The sequence below is a fragment of the Cytobacillus kochii genome (assembly GCF_020171845.1).
In the GTDB taxonomy this organism is placed as follows: domain Bacteria; phylum Bacillota; class Bacilli; order Bacillales; family Cytobacillaceae; genus Cytobacillus; species Cytobacillus kochii.
Genome location: NZ_JAIVAM010000004.1, coordinates 363,689 through 382,078, shown reverse-complemented (window position 1 = coordinate 382,078; position 18,390 = coordinate 363,689). Strand labels below are relative to the sequence as shown.

Annotated in this window: 19 protein-coding genes and 1 pseudogene; 11 read left to right on the top strand and 9 right to left on the bottom strand. The window is 35.6% G+C overall.

Annotated elements, in window-relative coordinates:
* Positions 1-34: 34 nt before the first annotated feature.
* The gene (locus tag LCM23_RS08350) at positions 35-763 is read right to left on the bottom strand and encodes a 2-phosphosulfolactate phosphatase (protein WP_281203055.1); all 729 of its coding nucleotides are present in this window, start codon (positions 761-763) and stop codon (positions 35-37) included.
* 51 nt (positions 764-814) lie between these two features.
* Positions 815-967 carry a hypothetical protein gene (locus LCM23_RS08345; RefSeq protein WP_224936524.1) on the bottom strand — a complete coding sequence of 51 codons (153 nt, stop codon included), beginning with the start codon at positions 965-967 and terminating at the stop codon, positions 815-817.
* 510 nt (positions 968-1,477) lie between these two features.
* Between LCM23_RS08345 and LCM23_RS08340 the strand changes: the two genes are divergently transcribed.
* From LCM23_RS08340 to LCM23_RS08310, 7 genes are all read left to right on the top strand, one after another.
* Positions 1,478-1,876 carry a sporulation protein gene (locus LCM23_RS08340; protein ID WP_224936523.1) on the top strand — a complete coding sequence of 133 codons (399 nt, stop codon included), beginning with the start codon at positions 1,478-1,480 and terminating at the stop codon, positions 1,874-1,876.
* 163 nt (positions 1,877-2,039) lie between these two features.
* Entirely contained in the window at positions 2,040-2,189 is a 150-nt protein-coding gene (gene rpmG / locus LCM23_RS08335; protein WP_224936522.1) for a 50S ribosomal protein L33, read from the top strand.
* Positions 2,190-2,221: 32 nt separating this feature from the next.
* Complete coding sequence (gene rpsN, locus LCM23_RS08330) at positions 2,222-2,491, top strand: 30S ribosomal protein S14 (protein ID WP_095373223.1); 270 nt, start codon at positions 2,222-2,224, stop codon at positions 2,489-2,491.
* Between the two features lie 101 nt (positions 2,492-2,592).
* Positions 2,593-3,786 carry a GTP-binding protein gene (locus LCM23_RS08325; protein WP_224936521.1) on the top strand — a complete coding sequence of 398 codons (1,194 nt, stop codon included), beginning with the start codon at positions 2,593-2,595 and terminating at the stop codon, positions 3,784-3,786.
* Between the two features lie 213 nt (positions 3,787-3,999).
* A complete protein-coding gene (locus tag LCM23_RS08320) occupies positions 4,000-5,322 on the top strand; it encodes a hemolysin family protein (RefSeq protein ID WP_224936520.1) in 1,323 nt (440 codons plus the stop codon).
* A gap of 2 nt (positions 5,323-5,324) precedes the next feature.
* On the top strand, positions 5,325-6,371 hold the full coding sequence (locus LCM23_RS08315; protein WP_224936519.1) for a hemolysin family protein: 1,047 nt from the start codon (positions 5,325-5,327) through the stop codon (positions 6,369-6,371).
* Between the two features lie 205 nt (positions 6,372-6,576).
* Positions 6,577-7,815 carry an MFS transporter gene (locus tag LCM23_RS08310; RefSeq protein WP_224936518.1) on the top strand — a complete coding sequence of 413 codons (1,239 nt, stop codon included), beginning with the start codon at positions 6,577-6,579 and terminating at the stop codon, positions 7,813-7,815.
* Here LCM23_RS08310 and LCM23_RS08305 read toward each other — a convergent pair.
* From LCM23_RS08305 to LCM23_RS08295, 3 genes are all read right to left on the bottom strand, one after another.
* Positions 7,746-8,576 carry a helix-turn-helix transcriptional regulator gene (locus tag LCM23_RS08305; protein ID WP_224936517.1) on the bottom strand — a complete coding sequence of 277 codons (831 nt, stop codon included), beginning with the start codon at positions 8,574-8,576 and terminating at the stop codon, positions 7,746-7,748. The two genes, LCM23_RS08310 and LCM23_RS08305, sit on opposite strands and share 70 nt — an antisense overlap.
* Before the next feature lie 15 nt (positions 8,577-8,591).
* Positions 8,592-9,446 carry a DUF2268 domain-containing putative Zn-dependent protease gene (locus LCM23_RS08300; protein WP_224936516.1) on the bottom strand — a complete coding sequence of 285 codons (855 nt, stop codon included), beginning with the start codon at positions 9,444-9,446 and terminating at the stop codon, positions 8,592-8,594.
* Between the two features lie 75 nt (positions 9,447-9,521).
* Entirely contained in the window at positions 9,522-9,974 is a 453-nt protein-coding gene (locus LCM23_RS08295; RefSeq protein WP_095373688.1) for a DinB family protein, read from the bottom strand.
* Positions 9,975-10,520: 546 nt separating this feature from the next.
* On the opposite strand from LCM23_RS08295, the pseudogene LCM23_RS08290 reads away from it, so the two are divergent.
* The 3 genes and pseudogenes from LCM23_RS08290 to LCM23_RS08280 all read left to right on the top strand — a co-directional run bounded on the left by LCM23_RS08290 (position 10,521) and on the right by LCM23_RS08280 (position 12,663).
* Positions 10,521-11,099: pseudogene (locus LCM23_RS08290) on the top strand (GNAT family N-acetyltransferase).
* Positions 11,100-11,546: 447 nt separating this feature from the next.
* On the top strand, positions 11,547-12,140 hold the full coding sequence (locus LCM23_RS08285) for a histidine phosphatase family protein (RefSeq protein ID WP_224936515.1): 594 nt from the start codon (positions 11,547-11,549) through the stop codon (positions 12,138-12,140).
* Positions 12,124-12,663, top strand: a complete 540-nt coding sequence (locus LCM23_RS08280; RefSeq protein WP_224936514.1) for an HAD-IIIA family hydrolase — start codon at positions 12,124-12,126, stop codon at positions 12,661-12,663. Before LCM23_RS08285 ends, LCM23_RS08280 begins: the two co-directional genes overlap by 17 nt.
* A gap of 266 nt (positions 12,664-12,929) precedes the next feature.
* On the opposite strand, the gene LCM23_RS08275 is transcribed toward LCM23_RS08280, so the two are convergent.
* The 4 genes from LCM23_RS08275 to LCM23_RS08260 form a co-directional block, all read right to left on the bottom strand.
* Entirely contained in the window at positions 12,930-13,772 is an 843-nt protein-coding gene (locus LCM23_RS08275; RefSeq protein WP_224936513.1) for a metal ABC transporter permease, read from the bottom strand.
* Positions 13,709-14,425, bottom strand: a complete 717-nt coding sequence (locus tag LCM23_RS08270; RefSeq protein ID WP_224936512.1) for a metal ABC transporter ATP-binding protein — start codon at positions 14,423-14,425, stop codon at positions 13,709-13,711. Before LCM23_RS08270 ends, LCM23_RS08275 begins: the two co-directional genes overlap by 64 nt.
* A gap of 179 nt (positions 14,426-14,604) precedes the next feature.
* A complete protein-coding gene (locus LCM23_RS08265; RefSeq protein WP_224936511.1) occupies positions 14,605-16,143 on the bottom strand; it encodes a metal ABC transporter solute-binding protein, Zn/Mn family in 1,539 nt (512 codons plus the stop codon).
* Between the two features lie 79 nt (positions 16,144-16,222).
* Positions 16,223-17,200 (bottom strand): ZinT family metal-binding protein, encoded by a 978-nt coding sequence (locus tag LCM23_RS08260; protein ID WP_224936510.1) that lies wholly within the window; start codon positions 17,198-17,200, stop codon positions 16,223-16,225.
* Positions 17,201-17,625: 425 nt separating this feature from the next.
* On the opposite strand from LCM23_RS08260, the gene LCM23_RS08255 reads away from it, so the two are divergent.
* A complete protein-coding gene (locus LCM23_RS08255) occupies positions 17,626-18,378 on the top strand; it encodes a class I SAM-dependent methyltransferase (protein WP_224936509.1) in 753 nt (250 codons plus the stop codon).
* Positions 18,379-18,390: the final 12 nt, after the last annotated feature.

Below are 18,390 nucleotides of genomic sequence, written 5' to 3'. Positions count from 1 at the left end.
GAAGCAATTGTGAACATTATCGTGGATTGCTTCTTCATGTCGTTGTTGTATACTCAGAAAAATGTTGGTTTTTTAATATAGGAACGGTTTGATAAATATTTAAACGGCTACAATGCTTCACATCTTTTTCAAACCCTCTTTCTCTTAATTCTATTCCACTTGTACAATCCCATATTAATCTACTAAGTGTTGACTTTGAATGCTGAAAAGCGCCAATACACACTTGCACCTCAGCTGATTGCTTTCCTTCTATCCTAGAAAGGATGGCACCAGCCCCTAAGTAGTCTTCCATTGCAGGACGAAGGGAGTCTTCAAATTCTTTCACGCCATTCCATAATTCTCCACAAGGAACAACAGTAATATTAGCGTTTAATGAAGCGGATAATTGATTTGCAGCTGATGCCACTGCAGAAGCGTTTAATAAAGACCCAATGAATAAAGCTGGTATATGGGAGGCAATCCAAGTACAAAAGGCACCATTTAAAGAACTCAAAACATATTTTTGCCTATCATGTGAGTGATTAAATGTAACAGGTGATAAAGTGGGTGCACCTAATCTCGCTGCCTCAGCTCTCCCAAGAATATATTGCGCTCCCAATGATTGTGCGTATGCTTTGCCATTTAAATGAGGGGGATAGGGATATATGATTGCTCCGTAGTTTAAACCCGTTACAACTGTAGAAGAAAAACTGAGGACATCAACAATAATCACAATATCTCCTCGATTTGCTGCTTCTCTTGCACCACGTTTTCCCCATTCTATCTGACATTCAGGTAAGTATGAAATGATTATTCTCCTCTTTTCTAAAAGCCTTTATTTTGCTGCATTTGCGGTTAAATAGTTTAAGATAATATTTTTCATTGTTACTAGTTGATGATGCGCAGGTAATTCCGGTTCAATTATATTCGTTTTGCTTTGTACAGCAAGTTTAAGTGTTATATCAATACAGTTTAAGATAAGAAACAATTCCTGCTGCTTTGTTATTCCATGGTTCGGTGCTAAATCTCATGCATCTTTTAATGCAACTAAAATACTTACTATAGTTATTTTTGAACGATAAAAATGAATCCGTCATAATGTACCTACTGACGAATGTAAAAACACAGTAAATTTTATAAAAGCACACGTTTTTATCTTGTCAAAGGTAGATGCGCATTATATAATTTAAAGAACTATAACGTTGCACTTTATCTTTTGGTTAATTACCTGAAGAAATGTTAGACAATTGTAACGTTTCACTTTCAAAAAGGGAGTAATGGAATTGATTAATTGTTTAGTAAAATGCGTTACTGATTGAAAGCTTATAATTCTAAGGTGAAAAGAAGGATAAATAATTTTAAAAAATAATTATGTAAAAAAATAATTATGTAAAAAAATTCTTTACCATTATTTCTATCATATACTATTATAGGTTAGTACGATTACAAACAACAGTTATTAAACAATATATAAGAAGGTATAGGTGACATAGCTAGAATGCTTAAAAAATATGCTCTAAAAATGGGTATAGGAATGAAGAAAATTCATTTATCTACTAATGAAAAAGAATATAAAGAAGGCCATATTATTGAAGGTGGCATAAAATTTTTTGGTGGTCTCATCCCACAGAAGATTAGAAGATATGATATTGATCTGATTGCTTGCAACCAAGAAAATGATAAAGAAGAAATTGTGAGATCTCACTCTGTATTTTGTTCGATTCCTGTCCAACCGAATGAGCAGAAAGAAACAGTATTTACATTGGAAATTCCCTCAGCAAATGAGATGAATGCTAAAGATAATGATTATTATATTCAAGCGAACTTTATGCTCGATCATAAATTAGAGCAATCAGTAAGAGTTGCAGTGAAAATTAGCCCATTAGCAACTATGTAAATTAAATAATCAAAGGGTAGAGCGATCATACAATATGATGGCTCTTTTTTTATAAAGGAATAAAAAACACTTGCAAATCGTAATGATTACGTTTTATACTATGAGATGTAGTATCTGATTGTTTTTAGTTTTTATGAATAGGAAACGGGAAGGAGATAAAAAATTGAGAGTTAAAATCACACTAGCCTGCACAGAGACGGGTGATAGAAATTACATTACTTCAAAGAATAAAAGAAATCATCCAGAAAGAATTGAACTGATGAAATATTGTCCACGATTAAAGAGAAAAACTTTGCATAGGGAAACAAAGTAGAGAATGTAGAAATAGAAAAGGAATGGTGAAAGTTGGCTAAGAAATCTAAAATAGCAAAAGAAAAGAAACGGCAAGAATTAGTGAAAAAATATGCAGAAATTCGGAAAGAGCTGAAAGAAAAAGGTGACATTCAAGGTATTAGAAAACTACCGAGAGATTCGTCCCCGACAAGGTTAAAAAACAGATGCGAAATAACCGGAAGACCTAGAGGTTATCTTAGAAAATTTAAGATGTCTCGTATAGCTTTTCGCGAATATGCACATAAAGGTCAAATACCAGGCGTTAAAAAATCGAGTTGGTAATCCACTATCCTTATTAGATGGGAGTATATAAACGAAAGATAAGAAGAGTATTTTTTTAATTAATAAATCGTAATCATTTTGATTTATAGGAGTGTTTAACAATGAAAAAAATTCCAGTGACCGTTCTTAGTGGTTATCTAGGTTCTGGTAAGACAACATTATTAAATCATATATTAAATAATAGAAACGGTTTAAAAGTAGCAGTCATTGTAAATGACATGAGTGAAGTAAACATCGATAGTGAACTTGTTCGAAAACAAGGAAACTTTTCTCGAACAGAGGAAAAATTGGTGGAGATGTCAAATGGATGTATATGCTGCACTCTTCGAGAAGACTTACTTATAGAAGTTGAACGATTAGCTAAACAGGGTGAAATAGATTACATACTGATTGAATCTTCAGGTATTAGCGAACCTGTCCCTGTAGCACAAACCTTTTCTTATATCGATGAAGAAATGAATATAGATTTAACTCGGTTTTGTAAATTAGATACGATGGTAACGGTTGTTGATGCGAATAGATTTTGGCATGATTTTGAATCAGGAGACACATTATTAGAACGTAGGGAGGCAGTTGGGGAAGAAGATGATAGAAATATCGCTGATTTACTCATTGACCAGATTGAATTTTGCGATGTGCTTATATTAAATAAGTGTGATCTAGTAAATGATAAAGCCCTTGATAAATTAGAAAAAGTGATTAGAACACTGCAGCCACAAGCGAAGATTATTCGTACGGTAAATAGTGAAGTAAATCCGAAAGAAATTTTAAATACTGGGCTTTTCGATTTTGACGAAGCCAGTCAATCTGCAGGTTGGTTACAAGAGCTCTCGATCGGTCCTTCTGATCATACGCCTGAAACAGAAGAGTATGGCATTTCATCTTTTGTCTATTACCGAAAATACCCTTTCCATACTGAACGTTTTAATACTTGGTGTCAAAAAATGCCATCACAAATAGTTAGATCAAAAGGGATTGTTTGGTGCGCGAGCAGAAACAACTTAGCTATATTAATGTCACAAGCTGGTCCTTCTGTAATGATGCAGCCCATATCCTATTGGGTAGCATCACTACCAGAGAAGGAAAAAGATGAGACCTTAAAGGAAAACCCTAATTTGTTAGATGATTGGGATGTGGAATTTGGTGATCGTCATACTAAACTTGTGTTTATTGGAATGGATATTGATGTAGATTTAATAACAAAAGAATTAGATGACTGCTTGTTATCACCAAGTGAGTATGATGCCAAGTGGGATGAACTGCCAGATCCATTTAGCTGGACAATCAATAGTTAGATAAATCGGTCCAGTTATAAAACATGTTAATGTTGTCGAGGAAAGAAAAATTATTTTCTTTCCTCGTTTTTATTTTTAATAGGAGTTTTCATAGATACTGTTATGCATTTTAGCCTTTGGTATTAGAGGTTAACTAATCATTACAAATGCATGAGTACATGATATAAGAATGGACACATTAATAAAATACAATTTCAATACTGGTGGTGTCTTATGGATCTGATTACAATATTAAATTTACTACTACTGGCCTTCTTGATCTTTGCGACCGGTTTTTTTGTGGCAGCTGAATTTGCTGTTGTCAAACTAAGAATGTCACGGATTGATCAGCTTATTGATGAGGGGAATAAAAAAGCAATGACTGTCAAGAGGGTAGCAGATAACTTAGATTATAATTTATCAGCTTGCCAACTGGGGATTACCGTAACAGCTTTAGGACTTGGTTCCCTTGGTAAGCCAACCGTTGAGAAGATATTATATCCTGTTTTTGATTGGTTAAATCTTTCACAATCATTATCATCAGTTCTTTCATATGCCATTGCCTTTATTTTAGTAACAATTCTACATGTAGTTGTCGGTGAAATGGCACCTAAGACCTTAGCGATTCAATTTGCCGAAAAAATGAGCTTATTATTAGCGCCCCCTCTTTACTGGTTCGGAAAAATCATGTTTCCTTTCATTTGGTTACTCAATGGAACATCACGTGTGATATTACGTATGTTTGGCGTGCCGGCAAAAGCAAAAGAAGACTCATATACGGAAGAAGAATTGAAAATTGTCATGACCCAAAGTTATAAAGGCGGTGAAATCAACCAAACCGAACTCGAATATATGGAAAATATTTTCTCCTTTGATGAAAGGGTGGCCAAAGATATCATGGTTCCCAGAATTAATATGGCTGTGTTCGAGCAGAACATGACAAGGGAAGAAATTGCGCAAATGATGATTGAGCATAATTTTACAAGATATCCTGTGATAGAAGACACAAAGGATCAAGTGATCGGCATCGTTAATGTTAAAAAAATGTTGACCAAGATGGCAGGCAAAAGGGAATATCACTTGGCTGATTTTATTCAACCTATTCCGTTTATTTTAGAAACAACAAAAATATACGACGCATTCATCAAAATGCAAAAAATCGGTGTTCACATGGCGATAGTTGTGGATGAATACGGTGGTACCTCTGGTTTACTTACGATAGAAGATATTTTAGAAGAAATTGTTGGTGAAATTCGCGATGAATTTGACGAAGAGGAAGTCGAAGAAATTGAGTATCGTGCACCTAACAAATACTGTATCTCTGGACGCGTTTTATTGGCTGATTTAGAAGAAAAATTCGGGATGACATTCGCAAATAGTGATCAAATTGATACATTAGGCGGTTGGATTCATCAAAAATTAGCGGGCATGGCAAAAAAGGGAGATGTCGTGGAAGAAAACGGTCTCACTTGGACAGTAATGAAAGTAAAACAACTACAAATCCAAAGAGTACAATTAGAAGGACTTCATATTGGAGGTGAACCCAAAGGGGATTGAGAATGGACGGTATGATTATTTTAAATCTATTTCTTGTTGTTGTGTTTATTATTTTAACCGCGTTTTTTGTTGGTGCAGAGTTCGCTATTCTTAAGGTGCGAATGTCACGAATTGACCAACTGATTGAAGAAGGAAATAAAAAGGCTAAAATATCGAAAAAAGTGGTTGTGGGGCTCGATTATCATTTATCTGCATGCCAATTAGGAATTACTGTTACCGCCCTCGTACTCGGTGCATTGGGTGAGCCAACAGTAGAAAAAATTTTACATCCTGTTTTTGAACGATTCGAACTTTCTCAAGCAACAGCCACTTTATTGTCGTATTTCATTGCTTTAGCGATTGTCACGTTTTTCCACGTTGTCTTTGGAGAATTAGCTCCAAAAACATTGGCGATCCAATATTCAGAGAAGATGACATTGTTACTTGCTCCACCATTATATTGGTTTGGGAAAATAACAAAACCGTTTATAAAATTCTTAAATGGAGCTTCGCAACGTCTTCTAAGATTGTTTGGTGTCGAACCGTCGAAACATGAAACAGCGCATACAGAAGAAGAAATAAAGTTGATTGCCACACAAAGCTTCGAAAGTGGTGAGATTAACCAAGCAGAACTTACTTATCTAGAAAATATTTTTAGTTTTGATGAACGAAAACTAAAAGATATCGTGATTCCTAAAGCAAGTATCATTACACTTGAAAAAAACATGAGCCTTGCCGTCTTATTAGATATTTTAGAAAAACACGCTTTTACTCGTTATCCTGTTAAAGACAAGATAGATGGAAGGATTGAAGGTTATATAAATGCAAAGGAATTATTAACGAAAAGTCTAGTGGATCAAGATGTATCTATCAGTGATCTTATTCATGAAATTCCAAACTTTCTAGAGACTTCTCCAATTAAGGAAGCTTTACTAACGATGCAAAAAACAAGAAAGCATATGGCACTTATTCATAATGAAGAAAATCAAGCTGTTGGTATTGTCACAATGGAGGATGTTCTAGAGGAAATTGTTGGTGAAATTGGTGAGGAAGGCTATAGCGTAACCTAACAAATATATGATTTACCTAATGCGTGAGAGTTTAAGACCAACCGTAGACCTTGTATGGTATCGTAATTAGGATTATCATCTTTTATATTTTTGATAAGAATGATACTAAACAATAGTAAGTGGTATGATCTTGTGCAAAATATATACAATATCATAGCGGAAAAATCCCTCGCTCAACTATAAGCTAGTAGGTGAGGTGAGCGAGATGTATCAATCAATTCTGCGAAACAACCGGGCATTCAGGTTTTATTTACTTAGTAAGAGTTTCACCAGTTTAGGTAACATGATGATAAATATGGCTTTTTTGTTTTTTGCTTTCTCATTAACGGGTTCATCTAGCTATGTAACTGCTATGGTGGCCGCTCAAGTGTTGCCATATTTGCTATTTGGATTAATAGGAGGCGTACTAGCGGATTGGATTCCTATTAAGAAATGGCTTATTCGGATGGAAATCATTAAAATACCGATAATCATGATAGTGGTTGTTTTATTTTATACTCAGCAATTACAATATTGGCAACTTATTTTTCTCTGTTTATCTATACATACAATAGGTTGCTTATATGATCCTGCGAGTAGAGCGTTATTGATGAAAGTGACGATTGAAGAAGAGAGAACAACGGCCAACAGTTTAGTTGACTCTATTACAAGAGGTGTTGTTATAGTAGGCCCAGTTGGAAACCTCATCATTTTAGCTACGATCGGTAAAATACATTTATTTACATTTTCGATAGTTAGCTATCTTGTTAGTGCAATATTCCTTTCATTTGTGAAGGTATACATTCATAGTGACATCAAAACGAATAAATTAAAAATTTACAGGTCCTTAAAGGAATTTTTTCACTGGTTAATACAGCACCATATTCTTAGGAATGTCATTTTCATCACTGTTGTGATTGTATTTTTCCATACTTGGGTCTGGCAAGTAGGATTATTTTTGTTAGTAGAACAAATGGTTACAAAGGGAGAAGAATGGTACAGTATTTTAACCAGTTGGTACGGCCTATTTGTCATTGTTGTTAATGTAATCATTCCTTTATTTATCAAAAGATTCACTATGATGCAATATGTAATTGGTTCATTTATATGGGGAGCTGGCATTAGTATCGTCGGTTTAGTTAATGGGCTCCCATCTTTGTTTATTGGTGTGTCCCTCGCAGCGATTGGTCTACCGATTTCAGGGTTAGCTAGAGTTTATTTGTTACAAAAACACCTACCAGATGAGATGTTAGGTCGAGGCTTTAGTTTTAGCGCATTTACTTTATATTGTGCGAATGCCTTTTCCTTATTATTATTTGGTTTATTCTCACATATTGTACCAGTAAGATTCCTCTTTGCAATATGTGGCCTTTTTATATGTCTCTTCACATTTTATTACTTCGTGAAGTTGTTTCGAAATGTTCGAGGTGAAATGCCATATACTCTTTTAAAAAGGCGATTATAGACAGCAATGGATGAAAAACCTGCGTTCAGAGCCGTATCGAGGATAGTCGTATCATTCTGTTTCAATGAAAACAAACTTCGTTGCAGACGATAGATTTGTAACCACGAATAGGGTGAAACACCGACGATTTCTTTAAAATAATGAGAGAAATGATAGATATCCCAATCAATAATTGCCGCCATGTCATTGAGTGACCATGGTGATTGATAGGCTTCTCTTAATGAGGAAGTGACTTTGTAAATAGCAGGTGCTACGGTTTGAAAATGTTCAGTTGGTAGCTGATGGTTATTCGTATGTATCGTGTGTTTTAAAAGAAGAATCGCTAACTGGGTATAGCTGTTCTCAAGGAATAACTGAAACATCGGCTGTTGATGATCTTCTTCTAGTGTCATCATTTCAATGACCAGTTCAATCCATTTCGTAATCATTGGATTGAGCTGAATGACCGCAGCAAATGCAATATCAGCAGGTTGATTACCAAAAGATTCATTGACATCTTTTAAAAAAGAAGGATTGATTTCAATGAGAAATTTTTGCTTTTCAACAAATAATTGCTGATGAGGTGTAAATGGATCAACCATAATAAATTGATTAACCTTTAGTTTTTCCACTCTTTGTGATAGATCGTAATGAATGGGTCCGTTTAGAGCATATATCAATTTATACGAAGCATCTGAGCGTAATAGGCTTTCTTGTTGAAAGGTGTTTTTATAGAGAAACAGTCCCTTTTTTGAAGGAATTAATACATTTCCATGTTGCATAAGAGCTCTCCTATCTTAATCATAGTTTTCCTCATGATTACCTTCTTTGAAAATAGTGGCAGCGTCTTGTTTTGTCCATTCCGGAATACTCATTTTCGGATTTTTCTCAATATAATTTTTCACCATTCGGTAGCCTTCAGAATAGCCATACAATGGTGGCAGTGGATCAAATCCGCCATAAAGAATCTCATTAGAGTGCTCGAGTGTTCCTTTTTCGAAATGAGGTGAAGCATAATCCCATGCCTCTTGGTCATAAATCTCATTTGTATTGATCATTTGTTGATTAGGGTAAATGATCTCTTGAAACATCACTGCCTTTCCTTCAAAAACCATATTATCTAGGACAGTCCATTTCTCAGATGACTCTCTATATGCAGCTTGCCAGGCACTATGATGATATTCATGAGCGAGTGTAACCTTAAAACGATCGATGGAAAGGTACTCGTCAAACAAAATGAGAATCTTATCTGATCCTACTGCCATTCCAAAACCAGGGTAGGAAACAGGAAGTAAGCAGACATTGATTTCCTTTTCTATCGGTAAGGCAGCAGCAGAAAGCTCTAATGCTTCGGATAAGCTATCTTTTACTTCCTGACTATTCATCCGTTCGATGACTCTTTGTAGTTTGTCGAAATTCTTCGGGTTATGTGACAATACATCTTCAGCGATATGAAGAAATTCGCCGTCAAGAAAGCATTCATTATAAATAGGATCAATGACCGCTTCTTTATAATCTGCGAATATAGCATCTTCTTCATCATGATCTTTTATGTACCTTTCCATTAAATGTTGGATTTCTACAATATTAAATGATTGTCCGTTTTCAGTTTGGAAAGACCAGTTCGTTTCTAATTTTTCATTCCTACTCATTTCAGAACACCCGCATAATAAAAACAACACTGTTAAGCTAAGACAAAAATAAGTAAAACGCATAGATACCTCCGATTAAAATTTCCGCCCAATGTAGCTAGCAGAGACAGGGTGTAAATTCAATTCTCTCGCCCATATAGACAACTGGCCGATATGATGAATTTCATGGGCAATTATATGATGAAGAATCGCAGTCACATTTTGGTGACTAGAGTCCCAAGGAATAAATACTTGTTTATCTATAGGTACATCATGAGGAAAGGTAGCGCTTATTTCAGTTCTTAGTTGATTTGATAGATATTGAATACGATCAAGTGTCTGATAGTCACTATAATCAAATAGTACATCTTCTTTTCCATTGATACACCGTAGCCAGCTATACTCCACATCAATGATATGGAAGAAGGTATAAAGAATACTCCTGACACCACCGACCCTCTCCTTTAATAGTTCATCAGGAGGGATGTCTTTCAACAGTGTCAACCATTCATCTCTCACTTGCCAATTGTATTGAAAGAACTGGAACAAAATCATTTCACCCCTCTTACAAAATTACATTTTTTCCAAAATATGATACTATTAATTATAGCAAAAAAAGTAAAAGGAAGTTGAACAATTGCAAAAAAATAGGAAATACAGAAAATAAAATAGGCTACAATTTACCAGATAATCACCTGTATCAAATTTCCACCTGTTTTTTATTGCAATCGAAATGTAAGGTAAAGCATGGAGAAAAAGGGCGTGCTCTTTTTATTTTCAAATGGATAACTGAAATTTCGAGAGAAAGACATTCATGCCAAGCAATTTCAAAATAATAGTAATCACTATTTCGTTTTACAAAAAAGGCATTGTTTCTCGCCAATCTTGTTCTATAGAATGGGATGTGAGGCCGTTTAGCAAAGTGTGTTGGTTCTATATCCATAGAAACTGGACTTCTCGTTTGTTTATTTAATGCCTTTTATCTTTAATCATAAAGACTTTCATATTGAAAGGAGTGATTGCCATGTTCACAATGAATCTAACAATAATTGCATGTAGGTGTTTAGGGGATTCTTTTACTTAAGGAGAGAGTAAATGGAAATAAGAGCTTATAGACCAGAGGATGAAATAGGTTGGGTGAGATGTAGAGTACTTGCCTTTTTGGATTCAGCTTATTATGACAATGTTTTAACTGCAAAAGAGCATTACGAAAATCAAGCGATTGAACTTATAGCTATCACGGACCAAACAGTTGTCGGTTTGATCGATGTAGAATATGAAAATGAAGAAAGAAGTATTTGTTTCCAGGGGAGTGGACTCGGTGGCATGATATGGCATATCGCTGTCCATCCAGATTACCGAAGACAAGGGATTGCGCGCGCAACTGACAGAAGCTGAGCGAATAGCTCGTAAAAAAACATCTATCGGTTAGAAGCGTGGACGAGAGACGATAATGGAGTCAACAGTTGGTACCAGCAAAACGGATTTACTAGTGATTACTCCTATCTTCATCTTTATATCAATGAAGAAGAGGGTAGTGATGTCATTTTTAGCAAAGATAAAAATATCCTACCAACGACAACCTTCGCGCATTATGTCGGTGATAACAAAGAAGAAGTGAAGTCACAGTATAAGCGAGCATATGAATGTTTTTGTTATGAGAAGTTTCTGTAAAACCGAATCTAATATAAGTATGATAAAGATTAAATAAAAAAAGAAAAGGCATGTTGGATGTTTCACACCATGCCTTTCGCAAATTTATAGTTCCCCATTTTTAACCTTCTCAATAACTGTAAATAAAGAAGTATAGATTTCTCGTACTTCATTTTTTTGGTCCTTATTATCCTCAATTGGATAAGTAAAATAGCAAACAGAGTTAATCGCACTTACTTATGAGTAGTTGCTTCTATATGGTGGGAGATTAATTGGAGTCTTTTCCCAAGGTAAAGATTAAACATGAGGGTAGAGCAGAATAAAGAATGTCATTGTGCTCGATTCTTAGCGTAAAAAGAAAAGTGGAGATTGTATAAAGAATTTTATATATTTGGATTTACGTTAACTATAAGACTCGAAATTATCGGAATTTTTTCGAGTCTTATAGAGAATGATAGGGGGAAATCTATGGTAACGACAATATATATGGTTAGACATGCAGAATCACCGTTTATATTTGGTGAGGAGAAAACGAGAGGTTTATCGCCAAGGGGAAGAGAAGCAGCAATTAAGGTCACTGAGGTTTTAAAGGATAAAAAGATTGATAGAGTCATCTCTAGTCCATATACACGCGCAATCGAGACTGTTCGAGAGGTTGCAGAAAATAGGCAACTACAAATCAAAACATATGAAAATCTAAGAGAAAGACCAATTAAGGGGCTCGATTACCATGCAGAAGAAAAGGAATTATTATCCGCCATTGAGCAGTCATTTAAAGACGAAAATTACTGTTTAGTTGGAGGAGAATCCACAGGTGCCGCGCAAGAACGTTCTATTCCAGTTATAAAAGAGATTTTGAACAATTATAAGGGAGAATCTATTGTTATTGGAACACATGGAAATATCATGACGATTATAATGAGTTACTTTCAAAAACAGTTTGATTTTCAATTTTTTCAACAAACAACAAAACCTGATATTTATGAGATGGTTTTTGCTGAAGAAAAATTGTTAACGGTTAATCGCCTATGGGGGAACGGTCATCATGAAGAAAAACAATAAAATACAAGCCGTTTTCTTAGATAGAGATGGCACAATTGGTGGCGATGACACCATCCATTTTCCTGGGGAATTTAGACTCTTCCCCGGAGTAAAAGAAAATATAAGCAAGTTACAGGAAAAGGGAATAAAGGTTTTTGCTTTCACGAACCAACCTGGAATTGCGAAAGGATTAACGACAAAAACGGCATTTATTCACGAATTACTTTCTTTCGGATTCGATCAAGTGTATATTTGCCCTCATGCCCCTGAAGCGGAATGTAAATGTCGCAAACCAAATACTGAAATGCTCCAGCAAGCAGCAGAAGATTATAAGCTTTCCCTAGCTCGAACCGTCGTAATTGGCGACCGCTGGAGTGATATGGTTGCCGCTTCAAAAGTAGGGGCAATGAAAATCTTAGTCAAAACTGGGGCAGGAAAGCAAACATTAAAAGAGCACCAGGAGAGACTCAAAGACATTGAGTTGGATAAGGTGGTTGAAGGGATAGAAGAGGCCATGAACGTTATTCATAGAGAGTATACATAAATGTTCGATATGTACGGAACGCTATTTCAAACAGATAAGATATTATGATACTTGAAAAATATTTTATATGAATGTGAAACTTATTTAGATGTAAAGGGAAATAGAACAAGATTTAAGTGGAGAGTTAAAAAACTACTTAACCTCTGAATTTAAATACGCTAAATAAAAGTATCTATAAGATAAATTAAGGGTGGAAATAGTATCCCCACCCTAACAAGACATAGAACCAGAACCTTATGAAGTTTGATTTAATGATGTTGTACCATTTACTGCTGTTCTTTCAAAGTAATTTTTTCCTTTTGGTTTTGTTTCATCACTTTTTTTACTATGATTGCTATCACAAATAGGGCCAATAAGATTAAAGTGATAGTGGCACCCGGAGGCGTACCATACTCATAAGATGTAAATAAACCACTTAACATACCAGTCAACGCAATAGGTATCCCTAATAGAATTGTGCTTGCGAAGCTACGGCTCAATCGCATAGAAATGGCTGCAGGAAGAATTAAAATGGCGGATACGAGCAGGGAGCCAACTATAGGCATAATAATAGCAATCGTAACTCCGGTTAATACATTAAAGGCAATCGACATCGTTTTGATTGGTAATCCAGCAGTAAACGCTGTTTCTTCATCAAATATTAAAACGTACATCGCCTTACGGAAAATGATATACAGTATGACGATGATTCCCGCTAAGAGGTAGAGCATCCATACTTGTTGTGTGCTAATTGTTACGATAGAACCGAATAAAAACTGATTGATATTAAGTGTCGTTCCACCTTGGTTCAAACTCATTAAAATCAATGCTAAGGCCATCCCGCCAGACATTAAAATAGCAATTGAAACTTCTGAATAGGTGCGATATAACATACGTAAGTATTCCAGTAAGATCGCAATGATCACCACCATGATAATGTTCGTCCAAGTCGGATTGATACTAACTAATAATCCAAGTGCTACACCAGCTAAAGAAACATGAGCTAGAGTATCTGCCATCAGAGACTGTCTCCGTAGTATGAGAAACAAGCCTAGCATAGGGGCAATTAAAGAGATGAGAATCGAGGCTTGGAAAGCTCTCTGCATGAATTCATAGAGAAACATCTCCAAGGCAATTCCTCCTTTCGAACAAGTTCAATATGTTTATTACAATAATTTCGTAATTCGTCGTGGTCGTGCGACACCATCAGAATTGCTTTTTCGTGTATTTCACTTTGATGTCGCAATAATTGGTAGAATTCCTCCCTTGATTTTTTATCCATTCCCGTAGTAGGTTCATCTAGAACAAATAAGTCCGGATCTGTAGCAAATACACGTGCGATCGATATTCGTTGTTTTTGGCCTCCTGATAATTCACCAATTTTTTTATGACGCATTTCCCATAATCCTACAGATTCAAGGGATCGTTTCACTTGATCTTTATCCGCTTCAGTCAACTTTTTAAACCACTTGCCCCTTTGATAGAGTCCTGATTGAACTAATTCTAAGACTGTACTAGGAAAACCAATATTAAATGAAGATACTTGTTGGGGAACATATCCAACCACTAACTTCTCACCATATCGATTAGTAGGAGACTGCGTAACTTCCCCCATAGTAGGCTTAAGCAATCCTAAGATATTACGTAACAAAGTTGTTTTTGCGGCGCCATTTTCACCGGTTAACATGACAAAATCACCCGGGTTTAGCTCAAATGAAATATTTGTTAAGACGGGTTCTTTTTCGTAGTGGAAAGAGAGATCAGCTACTTTTATATAGAACACTTTTTCATCTACCTTTCTTCATTTTCCAAAAATAAGGTGGAAGGATTGCAGGATCGTCTATCTGATTCTTTATCTAATAGATAGAAGTTAAATTAACCAGATGGGCTAACTAGAATGATGCAAATCCAAACCTTTGGTTAGTTAGCCTTTTTTTAAATAACCGCCTTCACCAATTGATCCTAATGTACACTAAGTTGCAATGCTTTAAGGTTATGACGCATAGCTTCAATATAACCTAAGTTATTTTCTAATAATTCATCAGAAAGTACCTCTAAATCATACAATACAGCTGTGTCTGTTCCTGTCTCTGATGCAACGGTTTGAGCAATGGAGGAGCTCGCTCCTTGTTGATAATAAATCACAGGTACGTTATTCTCTTCGACTAAATGACCGATTTCAGCAATACGTGAAGGACTGGGCTCAACTTCTGTAGATAATCCCCCAATCGCAACTTGTTCTAGGTTGTAACGTTTCGCCAGATGGCCAAATGCCTGGTGTTGCACGACAAAAACACGATTTTTCGCATCTTTTAAAGTAGTTTGATATTCCTCATCTAGATCCTTAAGTTCATTCATAAAGGATTCAGCATTCTTCTCATATATTTCTTCTCCACCCGGATCTGCCTCAATTAAGGCATCACGAATCGCTTTGATTTGATTTTGTGCTAAAACTGGATCAAGCCATATGTGAGGATCTTGATCTTCATGATCATCAATTAACACAGATACAGGGTTAGATTCTGCCTGAATATGATGTTTATCATCATAAAGAACAGCCTTCAATTCGAAGCTTTTTCCTGTTGTTTTGTATTCAAAATGATCGGTTACTTGTTTTGGTACTGCTTTCCATTCTTGGTTAGCATCTTCTCTCATCATCCAATGCCAATGATTATAATTGAATGAATCATTCGGCTCAGCTTCTAGTGTAACAACATCACCTGTATGATAATGATCTGCTAACCCTTTAATGTTTATTTCCGCTTCCTTCTTGAAATGGTTATGTTCAGCGTGTTCAGTGTCTACCTGGTTATCATGGTTGTCAATATTAATTTCTACTGGCTCTGATTCTGCATATTTATTATGATTATCATCATAAATAACAGCACGAATGTTTAAACTTTTATCTGGAGCAACCATTGTCAACGTATCAGTACTTTGCTCAGAAATAGCTTCCCATTCTTCACTCTCATCTAACTGCTGATACCAATGCCAGTGATCATAATTGGCATTTCCTGTTAATTCAGCTGAAAGTTGAATATCATCACCCGTATGGTAATGATCTGCTACCCCATTGATCTTCACTTGTTCTGTTCCAGTTGAGTCGTGTTCATCATGCACATTTTCATGTTTTGCTTCATCGAGACCGTCTGCAGCACGTGCTATAACGAGATTGTTGTTCTCTACCGTATTAAGTAGGCTCTTTACCCAATACTCCATTTCTTCACTACTGTAGACAAACACATCTGCTTGACTGACAGCTGCTACATCTTGGGCACTAGGCTCATAGTGATGGGTATCTTGACCTTCTGAAACCATAAGTTGAACATTTGCTCGATCACCAGCTACTTGTTTGGTGAATTCATACATCGGTAAGAAGGAAGCGACAACAGTTATTTCAGATTCATTCTTATTTCCAGCTACTTTTGAATTTTGAGACTGACAGCCAAAAAGAAATGCTATCACGGTAAAACATATGAATATAGTTTGGTATTTTTTCATTTTATCTATGAATCTCCTTGTTAGAATGTGTTGCAAAAGTAGAGAGAAGAGAGGACCAATCCATCTCTTCTCCAAAATATTAATGTGCTAATTGATCGCGCACAATATCATCGCCATCTAAGTTAGATGGATAATAAGTCGGCCAGTGAGTAACTTCGTCTAATAATTTCTCGCGATCATCTCCCCAATAAAGATGAAAATGACTAGATACTTGAGGTGATATAATATGATCACTAAATTGAATGTATTGAGGCATCTCTTTAGATTCTTCTGCGAGTTTATAGATAAAACGAACACCACGATTTCCTTTTTCATAAGTCAGAATTTCATAGCCATCATATTCGTAGTCTCCAGAAAACTCTTCTCCGTCCTTGTAAAACGTTACATTACCATTATCAATAACAATACGTTCGACGTCTGTTACATAACCTTCTGTATAATAGTCTTTGTATTCTTCCGCAGTCATGTCACCTTCTTCAGCTTTATGTGCAAAGACTTTATCTAAATCACCATTTAAAAGGTAAGGGTAGACAGACTGCCAATCGCCTTCCCAGTCTGTTAATTCACGATCTGCTACTTGATCATCGTCAAAATACCCTTGATAAATCTGTTTGCTTTCTTCATCATGCCCATGATGATCATCAATAACAATCGTTACTGGTTCTGATTCAGCAAATACCTCATGATTATCGTTGTAAAGAGCTGCTTTAATTTCTAAACCATCGACGCTTGCTTCGCCTGAGAAGGTGTCACCTTCTTGACCAGATGCAACCTCCCATTCTGATTGACCACTTTCTCTTGTATACCAATGCCAGTGATCATAATCAGCCTCTTCACTTAATACAGCAGCCAACTCAATGGTATCCCCAGTGTGATAATGATCACCTAAGCCATCGATTGCAATAGTTGCTGATTCTACTGAAGTTGTATTATCATTTGTAGATTTCCCTTCTTCTGATGAAGTACTGTTAGTAGTTGCTGTTTCTTCTGAATTTTGACAAGCTACTAATGCTAAACTTAAAGCCACTACACTTAAATATAAGTACGGTTTTTTCAAAATAAACACCCTTTCGCGTTAATTTAATCGTAACGATTACGTTTTAAAGAATATACTTTTAGAAGGTTGATCAATATGTATAGAGTATGATTTCTTCAGGGCAGATCTTTGTTAGTTAATCGTAACGATTACGTTTTAAAGAGTATAATGTTTTTTTAGTTTTGTCAATATGAATCTTTTATTTTTAATAAATAACTAATTAATAGCCAAATGGCTGAAAAGAGGGGAATATAGCTTATTTTATTAGTCATATTAATAAAATCCGCTGCAACTAATATATTTAAAATTATAAAAGTATCACAAACAGGAGTGCTTAACGGTACTGTATTATGACACAAAATTGAAGTATGATCACCCTAGTTTTTTCTCAAAAAGGAGGACATCATCACCCAAGAGAAGAATATATGTTCTTAAGAGGTGAGAGTATGAATAATGTAACGTTAATACAAAACAAAAAAAGTTGGGATAAAGCCGCAGAGCGTTTTTTTGCTAGAAACCCGCTACCTGAATATGGTCCGTTCGCACCTACTGAAGATGATTTTCAGTTATTCGGTGAGGTGAAAGGAAAGAGGATATTGGAATTAGGATGTGGGAGTGGTCATTCAATCAAATATTTAGATGGAAAATCTCCTAGTGAGTTATGGGGGCTTGATTTATCTCATGTGCAAATTCAAACAGCTAAGCACTTATTAGCAGAAAGTAATACATCGATTCAATTATTTGAGTCTCCAATGGAAGAGAATCCTGGTATTCCAAGTGCGTATTTTGATATTGTCTTTTCAATATACGCGATCGGATGGTCGACGAATTTAAGCAAGACATTGGCCAATGTCTTTCAATATTTAAATGATGGTGGTTTATTTATCTTTAGTTGGGAGCACCCACTATATAATAGAATGAGCCGCCAAAATGGACAACTCGTTATGACTAAAAGCTATCATGAGGAAGGTGCTTATAATCATCATGCATGGCAGGAACCAGCAACAATGCAACAATATAAATTAAGTACATATATCAATTTACTTACTGCTTCTGGCTTTCATATTGAGCAAATGATCGAAGAGGTCTGTTTAACAGAAGAAGATAAAGATAGACATAGTAATGGCTGGTATTCACCTGATAAAGCCAGTCTATTACCGACTAGCTTTATTATCAAATGTCGTAAGCCAAACATATAGGGCAAACAAACA

Coding starts and splice junctions, on each gene's coding strand:
- LCM23_RS08280 (WP_224936514.1), top strand. CDS start 12,124: ATGAAGAAAAACAATAAAATACAAGCCGTTTTCTTAGATAGAGATGGC.
- LCM23_RS08340 (WP_224936523.1), top strand. CDS start 1,478: ATGCTTAAAAAATATGCTCTAAAAATGGGTATAGGAATGAAGAAAATT.
- LCM23_RS08285 (WP_224936515.1), top strand. CDS start 11,547: ATGGTAACGACAATATATATGGTTAGACATGCAGAATCACCGTTTATA.
- LCM23_RS08325 (WP_224936521.1), top strand. CDS start 2,593: ATGAAAAAAATTCCAGTGACCGTTCTTAGTGGTTATCTAGGTTCTGGT.
- LCM23_RS08310 (WP_224936518.1), top strand. CDS start 6,577: ATGTATCAATCAATTCTGCGAAACAACCGGGCATTCAGGTTTTATTTA.
- LCM23_RS08300 (WP_224936516.1), bottom strand. CDS start 9,446: ATGAGTAGGAATGAAAAATTAGAAACGAACTGGTCTTTCCAAACTGAA.
- LCM23_RS08320 (WP_224936520.1), top strand. CDS start 4,000: ATGGATCTGATTACAATATTAAATTTACTACTACTGGCCTTCTTGATC.
- LCM23_RS08305 (WP_224936517.1), bottom strand. CDS start 8,576: ATGCAACATGGAAATGTATTAATTCCTTCAAAAAAGGGACTGTTTCTC.
- LCM23_RS08255 (WP_224936509.1), top strand. CDS start 17,626: ATGAATAATGTAACGTTAATACAAAACAAAAAAAGTTGGGATAAAGCC.
- LCM23_RS08265 (WP_224936511.1), bottom strand. CDS start 16,143: ATGAAAAAATACCAAACTATATTCATATGTTTTACCGTGATAGCATTT.
- LCM23_RS08315 (WP_224936519.1), top strand. CDS start 5,325: ATGGACGGTATGATTATTTTAAATCTATTTCTTGTTGTTGTGTTTATT.